Source organism: Providencia sp. UF-183 (assembly GCF_058246155.1).
The window spans coordinates 182,627-196,098 of the sequence record NZ_JBSICD010000002.1; the positions used below are offsets into that span (position 1 = coordinate 182,627).

The window sequence follows — 13,472 nt, forward strand, 5'->3', positions numbered from 1 at the left end:
TTATCTATGTGGAAATATCCGTGTATCGAGAGGACTCCAATATGGCAAACTATAAAAACCTGCTAGTTGCAATTGACCCAAATCAGGATGATCAACCTGCATTAAGACGTGCCGTCTACATCGTGCAGCGTAATGGTGGACGGATAAAAGCGTTTTTACCTATCTATGATTTATCTTATGACATGACGACATTACTTTCTCCTGAAGAACGTAATGCGATGCGCAAAGGTGTCATTAGCCAAAAAGCGGCGTGGATTAAACAGCAAGCCCACTTCTACCTCGAAGCGGGTATTGATATCGAAATTAAAGTGATCTGGCATAACAAGCCTTATGAAGCCATTATTCAAGAAGTCATCAGTGGCGAGCATGACTTGTTATTAAAAATGGCGCATCAAACGGATAATTTTGAATCGATAATTTTCACCCCTTTAGATTGGCATTTACTCAGAAAATGTCCATCTCCGGTGTGGATGGTAAAAGATAAGGTCTGGCCTGATCATGGCTCAGTGGTAGTTGCAGTTAATTTATCCAATGAAGAATCCTATCACGACGACTTAAATATTAAGTTAGTCGAAAAAACGCGTGATTTAGCGACGCGCATTATTAAGGAACAAGAAATTCATCTTGTCAGCGCCTACCCTGTCGCACCAATGAATATCGCGATTGAACTTCCAGATTTTGACCCTAGCCTGTATAACAATGCGTTACGGGGCCAGCATCTCATTGCCATGAAAGAATTAAGGCAAAAATTCAGTATCGATGAGAAATACACTCATGTTCGCGAAGGGTTACCGGAGAAAATCATTCCTGAAATGTGTGAGGAATTACAAGCTGGTGTGGTTGTACTTGGTATTTTAGGCCGCACAGGCCTATCCGCGGCATTCTTAGGAAATACGGCTGAGCACGTTATCGATAAGCTGAAATGTGACTTATTGGCAATAAAACCGGATGGTTTTGTGTGCCCGATTAACGTCGCTGATGATGACGATTAATCTATTGCCTAAAATATAACGTTATAACCCCCATTCATTGGGGGTTTTCTATTTAAAGGCATTATTGTTGTAGACTTGTATTGAGCAACGGCCATGCCTGCATCGCATTAAAAATAACTTGGTTCAGTCTTTCTAACTCAATACCATCACAAGCTTGGATGGTAAAACCATCAATCACCGTAATATAAAAATCCACAATGGCATGAATGGGGGCATCAGGCGCAACATCACCATCTTCAATCCCTTTTTGCATACGCTGCAACAAAATTTCTTGGTAACTTTTGCGCTTTTCTTGCACACTTAATTGCACATCTTCTATTTGCTTAGAACCATTCATCGTGGCTGTAATCAACATACAACCCGCTGGTTTACCTGGTTGAATAAGTTTTTTAGCACTTTCATACATCAACAACTCTATCGCCACCTTGGCTGTTTTCGCTTGCTTAACGATAGATAAAATTGGGCATGCTTCGTTAGTTAAATAGTAATCAATGCATTGATTAAACAGCGACGCTTTATCACCAAACGCGCAATAAAGGCTGGGCGCAGTGATGCCTAGCGCTTGCGTTAGGTCACTAATCGATGTCGCCACATAACCATTTTGCCAAAATAATAACATGGCCTTTTCTAATGCGTCCTGTTGGTCAAACCCCTTGGGCCGCCCACGTTTTGTCGGTTTCATATTCTCACTTCACCAGTAATCAATATACTGTAGCACAACTATTTCATAACGATCACTATAAAAATAATTGACAGCGATTAAATAAGTATAAAGAATAGCGTAATAATTTTATAGCGGTCACTATAAAATTATATTTTTACATATTACTCAATTTTCCATGGAAAGCACATGACAACAATTAATCTTTCGTCGCACAATGGTAACTGGCTTTCACTATTATCTGCAACGTTTGCCTGCTTCATTATTGTTACTGGTGAATTTTTAGCCATTAGCGTGCTAAATGATATCGCTAGCGATTTTCAAATATCAACGGGAACTGCAGGTCTTACCGTCACTGTCACCTCTATTGCGGGGATGGTTTCAGCTCTGTTTGTGCCAATTTATGCAAAAAATATCGATAGGCGCCAAGTATTACTCTTTTTGGTTGCACTGATGATATTTGCCAATGCAATCACCGCGTTTGCATCCAGTTTTAGTTTAGTTTTATTAGGCCGATTTGCGCTAGGTATCGCATTAGGTGGTTTTTGGGGCGTTGCGGCTGGCCTAGTGATCCGCTTAGCGCCTAAAAATATGGCAATTACCACATCAGTGACGATATTCTTTTCCGCGGTAACATTAGTCACCGTCATCGGCGTTCCATTAGGTGCATTGTTATCTGACAATTACGGTTGGAGAATGCCTTACATCGCATTAGTTATTGCGGGTATTGCAGCGCTATTAATGCAATATTTTTCGTTACCTTCGTTGAAACCGTCATCATCAATGCAGTGGAATGAGTTATTACTCATGCCATCACACCCTATCGCACGTAAAGGGCTGGTGATATTCACGTTGATTTTCTTAGCGCATTTTTCGGCTTATAACTATTTTACCGTGTTTTTCAAACAAACCGCTGGGTTTGCTGAGGGGCAAATTTCTGCACTATTACTATTTTTTGGTCTCGCGAGCGTGGTAGGCAATATTTTAGCGGGTTACGTGGGGAAATATAACGTTCGCTATAACTTTGCCATCAGTGCATTACTGCTAGCCTTAGCCTTTTTAGCGCTATCAGTTTTAGATTTTAATTGGGCAACCAGTGTCATATTTGTTTTTTCATGGGGTGTAGCGGCTGGGATGGTTCCTGCCACCATCAATATGTGGATGCATGTGCATGTACCTGAATTAACAGAAAAAGGCTCGGCACTAATTACCTTTATGTTCTTGATTTTAATTACTATCGGTAGCTTAGTTGGCGGGTATGTGATGGATCACTTCGACGGTGGCGTTTTAATGGCAAGTATGTTGACGATCGCAGCACTTGCATTCTTATTAGTCTTTACTTTTGCACGCGGTTTAACCAACTGTGCTCGCTTTTGCAGTGATAAATAATTAAAAAATGGGGTTACTGGCATTGGCCAATAACCCCACAAGACGACTTAATTATTTAGTGATTATAATGCACGTAAGATAGCATCGACGCTGTCTTTCGCATCACCAAACAACATTTGTGTATTTTCTTTAAAGAACAATGGGTTTTGCACACCAGCATATCCCGTATTCATTGAACGTTTAAATACAATCACATTATTCGCTTTCCAAACTTCCAGTACAGGCATACCTGCAATTGGGCTATTTGGATCTTCTTGCGCTGCTGGGTTGACCGTATCATTCGCCCCAATAACTAATACGGTATCAGTGTTAGAGAAATCGTCATTGATTTCATCCATTTCCAAAACAATATCATATGGAACTTTGGCTTCAGCCAGTAACACATTCATATGGCCTGGCAAACGCCCAGCAACTGGGTGAATACCAAAACGGACATTAATACCGCGCTCGCGCAGTTTAGTTGTAATATCCGCAACTGGGTACTGTGCTTGAGCAACTGCCATGCCGTAGCCCGGAGTGATGATCACGGACGTTGAATTTTTCAACATTTCAGCAACTTCTTCAGCGGTGCTTTCACGGTACTCACCCATTTCTTCTTCAGAACCTGTTGAAGAGCCATCTGTACCAAAGCCCCCCGCTATCACACTGAAGAATGAACGATTCATTGCCTTACACATAATGTAAGACAGAATAGCACCGGATGAACCAACTAATGCCCCTGTGACAATCAGCAAGTCATTGCTTAGCATGAAACCTGCCGCCGCCGCTGCCCAACCTGAATATGAATTCAGCATCGAAACAACCACTGGCATGTCTGCACCGCCGATAGAGGCCACTAAGTGCCAACCAAAAGCTAATGCAATCACGGTCATGATTAACATTAAGAACACTTGCAAGCCAACACTTTGAGTCTTAACGAAAATCACGAGTAAGATAAATGAAACAACCAGTGCCGCTAAGTTAAGTTTATGGCGATTTGGCAGCATCATCGGTTTCGATGACATTTTGCCTGACAGCTTACCGTAAGCGACAACAGAGCCCGTAAAGGTTACTGCACCGATGAAGATACCTAAGAAAACTTCGGTTAAATGAATATTTTCCATGACGACATCAGCATGGCCTTCACTCGCGATAAAGCTGTTAAAGCCTACTAGCACTGCCGCTAAACCGACGAAGCTATGCAAAATAGCAACCAGTTCAGGCATTTCCGTCATTTCAACTTTTTTCGCTAAACGAATACCAATCACGGCACCAATAACCATTGCAACGATCATCCAGCCTACATTAGCACTGTGAGGCCCCAAAATGGTGGCGATGAGCGCAATAGCCATACCGACCACACCATACGTGTTCCCACGTTGGGAACTTTCATGGCGTGATAGCCCTGCTAGGCTGAAAATAAATAGGATAGCAGCAACAATGTACGCCGCTGTCACAATTCCACTCGACAACATAAGTTACCCCTTACCCTTTACGAAACATTTTTAACATGCGTTGAGTTACTGTGAACCCACCGAAAATATTGATACTAGCGATCAATATGGCAATAAAGGATAAGAAGCTTACCCAGCCGCCACTGCCAATTTGCAGTAACGCACCAACAACAATGATCCCTGAAATCGCATTGGTGACTGACATCAATGGTGTGTGCAACGCGTGTGTCACGTTCCAAACCACGTAGTAACCCACCACGCATGCAAGCGCGAATACCGTAAAGTGTGATAAAAACTCTTTTGGTGCAGAATTTGCAAACCAGCCAAAAAGGATGATAGCTAATGCCATCAAACCATATTTCAACGCTGGTGACATTTTCTTCTCAGGCGCTTTAACTTTCTCCACCGCTTTCGGTTTCGCCTGCGGTTGTGCAGATACTTGAATTGGTGGTGCGGGCCAAGTGATTTCACCTTGCTTGATGACTGTCACACCGCGAATAACCAGATCATCGAAATCAATATTAATTTCACCATCTTTTTCTTTGCAGAGGAGTTTCATCAAGTTAACGAGGTTGGTGCCGTATAACTGTGAGGATTGTGTTGGTAAACGACTTGGTAAATCAGTGTAACCAATAATTTTAACGCCGTTATCAGTAACAACGAGTTTATCCGCTTGTGTTAATTCGCAGTTTCCGCCCGTTTGTGCCGCTAAATCCACGATAACACTGCCCGGCTTCATTGATTCAACCATTTCTTTAGTGATCAATTTTGGTGCTGGCTTACCTGGGATCAACGCTGTCGTCACAATAATATCAACATCTTTTGCTTGAGCTGCAAACAGTTCCATCTCCGCCTTAATAAAGGCTTCAGACATCACTTTTGCATAGCCATCACCGCTGCCCGCATCTTCTTTGAAATCTAATTCAAGGAATTCCGCGCCCATACTTTGAACTTGCTCTTTCACCTCTGGGCGCGTATCAAATGCACGCACAATCGCGCCAAGGCTGCCAGCTGCACCAATCGCAGCAAGCCCTGCCACCCCAGCGCCGATGATCATCACCTTCGCTGGTGGCACTTTACCTGCCGCAGTTATTTGCCCAGTAAAAAAACGTCCAAATTCATGTGCGGCTTCAACAATGGCGCGATACCCTGCAATATTTGCCATTGAACTTAGCGCATCCAGTGATTGTGCACGGGAAATACGAGGTACTGCATCCATTGCCATCACGTTGATATTACGTGCTTTTAAAGCTTCCATTAGCTCAGCATTCTGTGCTGGCCAGATGAAACTCACCAGTGTAGCCCCTTCTTGTAACAGAGGGATTTCATCTTCAAATGGTGCGTTGACTTTAAAAACAATATCCGCGGCAAAGGCTGTGTCACGATCGACAATCTCCGCCCCAGCTTGCTCGTAGGCAATATCATCAAAACTGGCTAAATGTCCTGCATTTTGCTCTACACAAACAGAAAAACCCAACTTGAGAAGTTGTGTAACTGTTGAAGGTGTAGCTGCAACACGCGCTTCATTGGCAAGTCGTTCTCTTGGTATACCAATACGCATAATGTTCCCTTTTTAAAGCCTAATGTAATGTTGTTTATAGGGTGCTTGCTAAAATAATGACCATCATCACAGAGAAAAGTCTTATTTTGTGCATAAAACAGATTTTAAATGTTCTAATAACCTACTGAAAATATGCTTCTTGATCCATAATTGATCACGATTCTTAGACAGTAAATGGAATTCACAGTGAAAATCTTAGTTTTAGGTCAATAAAATACTGGATACTTTAAAAAATCTGGTAAATTTGACTAGTCAATAATTATTTATTTCTTATAAAAAGAAAATCATGAGACAACAGGTTCAGTTACGTGTAATAATCACCTACATGTGATACAACTAAGATTCAGCACGTTTATTATAATAAATTGCGCAAGGCGGAAGGATTTTGTATGAAGCTGAAAACTACGGTCATCGCAGCCGCGGTGTTATCATTAACAAGTATAACTGCTACTCAGGCGGCTGTTGAGTTGACGCCAAAACAGGCTACTGAATTAAAACCTTATGAGCGTATAACAGTCACAGGGCGCTTTAATGCTATCTATGAAGCATCCGATGCCGTCTCCCGTAGGGCTGATAAAATGGGGGCATATGCCTTTTACATTCAAAGCCTTGATGATATAGGTGATAGTGGCAACATGCGTGTTGTGGCTGATGTCTATGCCAAAGATGCACCAAGTGTCGATGAGCCAAAACGCCGTATATTCGGTGGTGTTGAAGAAATGTCTAAAACTGATGCAGCTCAGTACGAACCTTTCGATACTGTTACTGTAAGTGGTTTTTACCCTTCCCAGCCAGACTTATATGAAGCCATCGCGAAAAAAGCACTCGAAAAGAATGCTGCTTCATTCTACGTTGTTCGCAATATTGCAATGAATGATGGCGGAAATACATTAGCAACCGCTTATATCTATAAGAAAGATGCGCCAAAACGCCAAGTTCTTAACGAAGAAGCTGTTGTACCAGCTGATTCAGATGCAGGGCGTGCTCTATTAGCTGAAGGTGGCGAAGCTGCTAAAAAAGTACGTATCCCAGGGGTTGCTTCATCAGAAGAACCAACAACCGCGGTTGGTCGTTTCTTCGAAACTTCAAGTAGCCAACCGGGCCGTACTAGTGTCACTTTACCAAGTGGCTATGTAATTGAAGAAGTTAATAAAACCGCTGCTGCGCAGATGGTTCCATTTGACTCAATCACATTCTCTGGTTATTACACCAATACCCCTGAAGTACGTTATCAAATTGCGAAACGTGCAGAAGCTAAAGGTGCAAAATATTTCCATATTACAAGAGAATGGCAGTCTAATGGTGGCAGTGTGACCATTAGTGCAGACCTATTTAAATAATAAATAGTTCTCACATATAAAAACCAGTCTACGTTCCTAGGCTGGTTTTTTTTCACCCTTGATTGCTCCTCTCCCTCGCCCTTTATCCCATTTCTTTCCTCCCTTTTTCACGATTAACTCAAAAGTGAATAAATCACCTGATAAAATGCATATTTTCCCATTGCATAACGGCCATTTCATTCGTAGAATCCACCACTCAAATTATAGCAGTCAATCTCACTGGATTATTGAAAGCTATTAGTTAAACTTATTACTACAATGACGTTTTAACGTCATTTTAACTTTTGATTGTTGAACATTCAGGATTTACTTTGAAAAATACGTTAAGCCTTACTGCGTTAACTGCCCTTGTTCTTAGTTCAATGGTTGGTGCAGGTGTATTTAGTCTTCCTCAGAATATGGCTGAAGTGGCTAGCCCACTGGCATTAATCATTGGTTGGTCTATTACAGGCGTTGGTATCTTATTTCTCGCATTTGCCCTTTTATTGCTATCACGCATTCGTCCTGATCTTGATGGGGGCATTTTTACCTACGCAAAAGTTGGCTTTGGTGAGCTTGTTGGTTTTTGCTCCGCGTGGGGTTACTGGCTTTGTGCCGTTGTGGCCAACGTTTCCTACTTAGTTATCGTTTTTGCGGCGATCAGTTTTTTCACCGATACTCCTGACAACATTATTTTTGGTGATGGTAATACATGGCAAGCATTGATAGGTGAATCTATCCTGCTATGGTTTGTCCATTATTTGGTTCTACGTGGCGTACAAACAGCAGCTGGCATCAATAAATTAGCTACCATGGCAAAATTAGTCCCACTTGGATTATTTATCGTCTTGGCTTTTTTTGCATTTAAATTGGATGTTTTTAATGCTGATTTCACTGGGATTGAACTTAAAATGCCAGTTTGGGAACAGGTTAAAGACACCATGTTAATCACCCTTTGGGTATTTATTGGTATCGAAGGCGCTGTTGTCGTTTCCGCCCGCGCCAGAAACCGCCGAGATGTGGGATTAGCAACCATCTTTGCAGTTAGCTCTGCCCTCATTATTTATATACTTGTCACGTTATTATCACTAGGCATTATGCCTCGTGCTGAATTGGCTGAAATTAAAAACCCATCAATGGCCACTTTGATGGTTAATTTGATAGGGTCTAGCGGTGATATCATCATCGCTGCTGGGTTAATTATCTCGGTTTGTGGGGCTTATCTGAGTTGGACTATTATGGCCGCTGAAGTGCCTTATATTGCAGCGCAATATCAGTCCTTCCCAAAAATCTTCAATAAGCTGAATAAAAATGATGCCCCCTCTTCATCTTTATGGTTAACAAACGGTGCTGTACAGCTATCATTGGTGTTAATTTGGCTTAGCGGCAGCAATTACAATACACTACTAACAATTGCCTCTGAGATGATTTTAGTGCCATATTTTCTGGTCGGTGCATTCTTAATGAAGGTTGCTTTTGAAAGACACAGCAAAGCACTGTTAATGGTTGGATTTGTCGCGAGTGTTTACGGCCTATGGCTGTTGTATGCCTCAGGGTTAATTAATCTCATGTTGTCTGTTGTGTTATACGCACCGGGGATATTGGTCTTTTACTATGCACGCCAACAGCAATCCAACAAAGCCCCATTGAAAGTCATTGAGACTACCATAGCATTCGCCATTATGATCACAGCACTACCAGCTCTTTATTATTTAGTTGCTTAATAGGCAAAAGGAGGGTCTCAGCCCTCCTTGCTCACCACCTTTCAATACAAACCTCTCATATAGCATCTCCCCCTCTATTCACTCAAACCTCCCACTCGTGACCTCACGTTATTTCCCATTTTCACTTAGTGAGCTAAAACTGTTGTATTGACTCAAATGTGTCTGGTTTTTACCAAACAAATAGTATGTTGTAACTAAATGGCAATTTAATACCATTAACTATAAAAAAACCGCTTCAAGCTATTAAGCCCAAAACGGTTTTATTTATCTAACTTCAAAAAAATACTAGAGTTTTTGCGACAAACTTTCCATCGTTTGAATAATTCGCTTGTCTGAAATTGGGTATGGCGTTCCTAATTGTTGAGCAAATAAACTTATGCGTAGCTCTTCAATCATCCAGCGAATTTCCTGTACTTCCGGCATATTCTTTTGAATGGGTGAAAGTTTGGCTAACCATTGTTGCCACATGTTTTGCACATGCTCAACTTTACTCATTTGTGCGCGATCACGGTTTGGGTCAATCGCCAATTTTTCAAGGCGGCGTTCAATACCATTTAAATAACGCAGTACGTCAGGTAAACGCTTCCAGCCATGCGCAGTAACAAACCCTTTAAAGACTAAGTTGCCCATCTGTGCTTTTAAATCAGAAAGCGCTAACGCCATGGAAAAATCAACCCGCCCTTTTAAGCGTTTATTAATGGCAAACACGGCACTAAGAATTTGCTCAACTTGCTTCGCAATATTAACGACTACATCATTAAGCTCAGCTCGGGCAAACTCTTTGAGTTTCTCAAATTGCGTTTCATCCCACACCGCGCCACCAAAGTTAGCTATCAGTTGATCGACACCGCAAGCGATACAATCGTCAATGAGGTCCAATACCTTTCCATATGGGTTAAAGTACAAACCTAATTTAGATTTATTGGGTAATTTTTCATGTAAGTATTTAATAGGTGAAGGAATATTAAGCAATAATAACCGACGAACACCACTCCACATGGCTTGTTGCTGCTCAAATTCTGTTTCAAATACCCGAATACCGACACTATTTTTTTCGTCAACCAACGCTGGGTAGGCTTTCACTGAATAACCGCCCCGTTTTTGTTCATAACGTTGAGGCAGTTCACCAAAACTCCAGATGTGTAAACCTGATTGCTCAATACCATCGTCAACAACCTCAGAAAGCGTTTCTTGTACTTTTTCTTTTAAGTTGTTTTTTAGAATATCAAGGTCTTGTCCTTCCGCGATGGTTTTATTTTTTTCACCAATCACGCGATACGTCATTTTTAAGTGCACAGGAAGCTGGTCAAGTTGCCACGCATCACGATCAACGGTGACACCCGTCATTCTGCGCAGCTCTTTTTCCAGCTTATCTAATACATTTCCGTCAGGCTCGGGGACACGCTCAAGAAAAGCTGATGCATAATTAGGTGCAGGAACAAAGTTCCTTCTGATAGGCTTAGGTAATGATTTAATTAACGCGACAATCAGCTCATGGCGCAAGCCCGGTACCTGCCAATCAAACCCAATATTTTGCACCTGATTTAAAATTGCCAATGGAATATGTACCGTCACCCCATCTGCATCTGTTCCCGGTTCAAATTGATAGCTTAAACGGAATTTTAAATCCCCTTGATACCAATAATTAGGATAATCAAGCGCAGAAACATTTCCTGCATCCTCCTTGATTAACATGCTCTTTTCAAAATTCAGCAAATCAGCTTGCTGTTTTGACGCTGTTTTCCACCAATTATCAAAGTGACGGGATGAAATCACATCGTTTGGAATACGTTGGTCGTAAAAAGCAAACAGAGTTTCATCATCAACAAGGATATCGCGGCGTCGAGATTTATGTTCTAAATCTTCAACTTCTGAGAGCAATTTCAGGTTTTCTTTAAAGAATGCATGACGTGTTGACCAATCCCCTTCAACCAAGGCGTGGCGAATAAATAACTCACGGCACAGCAGTGGGTCAATATTGCCATAATTCACTTGCCGTGATGCGACAATTGGCAAGCCATATAACGTCACTTTTTCAGATGCCATGACCGCACCTTCTGATTTTGACCAATGTGGCTCACTGTAATTGTGCTTGGTTAAGTGCCCAGCGAGAGGCTCCACCCATTCAACATCAATAGAAGCCGCTATACGCCCCCATAATTTCGATGTTTCAACTAACTCTGCAACCATAGCCCATTTCGGCGGCTTCTTAAATAAACCTGAGCCCGGGAAGATGGTGAAACGCGCATTTCGTGCCCCAGTAAACTCATGTTTATCAGCATCTTTTTGCCCAATGTGCGAGAGCAAGCCTGACAATAATGAGACATGAATACCGCGAAAATCTGCTTCAGCACTGTTAATTGCAAAACCTTGTTCTTTCACCACTTGACGTAGCTGAGTATAAAGATCCTGCCACTCACGAATACGTAAGTAATTTAGAAAATCTTGGCGACACATTTTGCGAAATTGTGCATTCGAAAGCTGTGTTTGTTGCTCTTTGAGATAATCCCAAAGGTTCAAAAACGCCATAAAATCCGATTGCTTATCATGAAAGCGACGGTGCTTTTCATCAGAAGCCTGCTGCTTATCTAATGGGCGCTCTCTTGGATCTTGAATCGATAATGCCGATACAATAACCATCGTTTCACGCACTGCACCGTGTTTTCGCGCCTCAATCACCATACGAGCCAACCGAGGATCGACTGGCAATTGTGCGAGTTGTCGACCGGTATCCGTAAGTTGATAACCTTTATCCACTTGTTTATGCGGTTTAATACCACCTAGCTCTTCGAGCAACTTCACCCCATCTTGAATATTGCGCTTATCCGGCGCTTCAACAAATGGAAATGCGGCAATATCCCCCAATCCTATCGAGGTCATTTGCAAAATAACGGAAGCTAAATTAGTTCTTAGGATTTCAGGATCGGTAAATTCAGGGCGAGAAAGGAAGTCTTCCTCTGAATATAACCGAATGCAAATACCATCTGAAACACGCCCACAGCGGCCTTTTCGCTGATTTGCTGAAGCTTGAGAAACCGCCTCAACTGGTAAGCGCTGAACTTTTGTTCGGTAACTATAACGGCTAATTCGCGCATAACCAGTATCAATAACATATTTGATGCCAGGTACAGTAAGTGACGTTTCCGCAACGTTAGTTGCTAAAATAATACGACGCCCACCGTGAGGATGAAAAATTCGGTTCTGCTCGCTATTGGACAACCTTGCAAATAATGGCAAAATTTCAGTATGACGCAATGATAATTTAGATAATGCATCCGCAGTATCACGAATTTCCCGCTCACCGCTCATGAAAATCAAGATATCGCCATGGCCTTCAACAGAGAGCTCATTAACTGCATCAATGATCCCATCAATTTGGTCACGTTCACTATCGTTATCATCCCCCATAATTGGTCGATAACGTACCTCAACTGGGTAAGTGCGCCCTGAAACCTCGACAATAGGTGCATGGTTAAAGTGTTTAGAAAAACGTTCAGGATCAATGGTTGCAGAAGTAATGATAACTTTTAAATCAGGGCGCCTTGGCAATAACTGGCGAAGGTAACCTAAGATGAAATCAATGTTTAAACTTCTTTCATGAGCCTCGTCAATGATGATGGTGTCATATTGCAAGAGCAATTTGTCATTTTGTAATTCCGCCAGCAAAATCCCGTCGGTCATGAGTTTGACTTGAGTTGATTCGCTAACTTGGTCACTAAAACGCACCTTATAGCCCACATTTGTACCAAGTTCGCACTCTAACTCATGTGCAAGACGCGTCGCAACTGAACGTGCAGCCAGTCGTCTCGGCTGTGTATGGCCAATAAAACCTTGGATACCACGGCCTAGTTCAAGGCAAATTTTCGGGATCTGCGTTGTTTTTCCTGACCCTGTTTCACCCGCAATAATGACCACTTGATGCTTTTTAATTGCCTCTAATATGGCATCTTTCTTTTGGCTAACAGGAAGGTTATCTGGGTAAACAATTTTAGGTGGATTGAGTTTTTTAACCGCAACTTTCTGTTTCGCTGATTCGATATCTGCCTTAATAGCATCCAGTACCGCACTACGCGATTTTTCATCACGAATTTTTGCAATACCATGAATTCTTTTTCTCAATAACCACTGATCACGCAGTGAAGTTTGTCCTATTTCAGCATCTAATGCCGTCAGTATGGATTTCACGCTTTAAACCCTTATTTTTAATCAATTATAATGCACGACGGCCTTGTACTTCGTCGTTTAGCAACAATATTTCGTTTTAGTTTTTAGTTGTTGTTATCACATAAAAAATACCATCAATTTTTTTGAAGAAGGCAGTCTAATTTTCTTTCTATCAATCAGTTATGTATCACGTATGATTATACGTAAAGCAATATCAATAAATTTAAGG

General features: G+C 41.7%; 8 protein-coding genes. 4 read left to right on the forward strand and 4 right to left on the reverse strand.

The window, feature by feature from the left end; translation table 11 throughout:
• Positions 1-41 precede the first annotated feature (41 nt).
• Entirely contained in the window at positions 42-992 is a 951-nt protein-coding gene (gene uspE, locus AC4IFT_RS02305) for a universal stress protein UspE (RefSeq protein WP_490732565.1), read from the forward strand.
• Between the two features lie 61 nt (positions 993-1,053).
• On the opposite strand, the gene AC4IFT_RS02310 is transcribed toward uspE, so the two are convergent.
• Positions 1,054-1,674, reverse strand: coding sequence for a TetR/AcrR family transcriptional regulator (locus AC4IFT_RS02310; RefSeq protein WP_490732563.1), 621 nt, complete (start codon positions 1,672-1,674; stop codon positions 1,054-1,056).
• A 168-nt stretch (positions 1,675-1,842) separates the two neighbouring features.
• Here AC4IFT_RS02310 and AC4IFT_RS02315 point away from each other — a divergent pair, with 168 nt between their 5' ends.
• Positions 1,843-3,042, forward strand: coding sequence for an MFS transporter (locus AC4IFT_RS02315; protein ID WP_490732561.1), 1,200 nt, complete (start codon positions 1,843-1,845; stop codon positions 3,040-3,042).
• Between the two features lie 62 nt (positions 3,043-3,104).
• On the opposite strand, the gene pntB is transcribed toward AC4IFT_RS02315, so the two are convergent.
• Entirely contained in the window at positions 3,105-4,493 is a 1,389-nt protein-coding gene (gene pntB, locus AC4IFT_RS02320; protein WP_490732837.1) for a Re/Si-specific NAD(P)(+) transhydrogenase subunit beta, read from the reverse strand.
• 13 nt (positions 4,494-4,506) lie between these two features.
• Positions 4,507-6,036, reverse strand: a complete 1,530-nt coding sequence (gene pntA / locus AC4IFT_RS02325) for a Re/Si-specific NAD(P)(+) transhydrogenase subunit alpha (protein WP_490750530.1) — start codon at positions 6,034-6,036, stop codon at positions 4,507-4,509.
• 389 nt (positions 6,037-6,425) lie between these two features.
• On the opposite strand from pntA, the gene ydgH reads away from it, so the two are divergent.
• Together ydgH and AC4IFT_RS02335 are read left to right on the forward strand one after the other, a co-directional pair.
• Entirely contained in the window at positions 6,426-7,376 is a 951-nt protein-coding gene (gene ydgH, locus AC4IFT_RS02330; RefSeq protein WP_490732557.1) for a DUF1471 family protein YdgH, read from the forward strand.
• 362 nt (positions 7,377-7,738) lie between these two features.
• A complete protein-coding gene (locus AC4IFT_RS02335; protein WP_490732835.1) occupies positions 7,739-9,079 on the forward strand; it encodes a basic amino acid/polyamine antiporter in 1,341 nt (446 codons plus the stop codon).
• A gap of 285 nt (positions 9,080-9,364) precedes the next feature.
• Here AC4IFT_RS02335 and hrpA read toward each other — a convergent pair whose 3' ends face one another.
• Positions 9,365-13,264: an ATP-dependent RNA helicase HrpA gene (gene hrpA, locus AC4IFT_RS02340; RefSeq protein WP_490732555.1), complete on the reverse strand. Its 3,900-nt coding sequence runs from the start codon at positions 13,262-13,264 to the stop codon at positions 9,365-9,367.
• Positions 13,265-13,472: the final 208 nt, after the last annotated feature.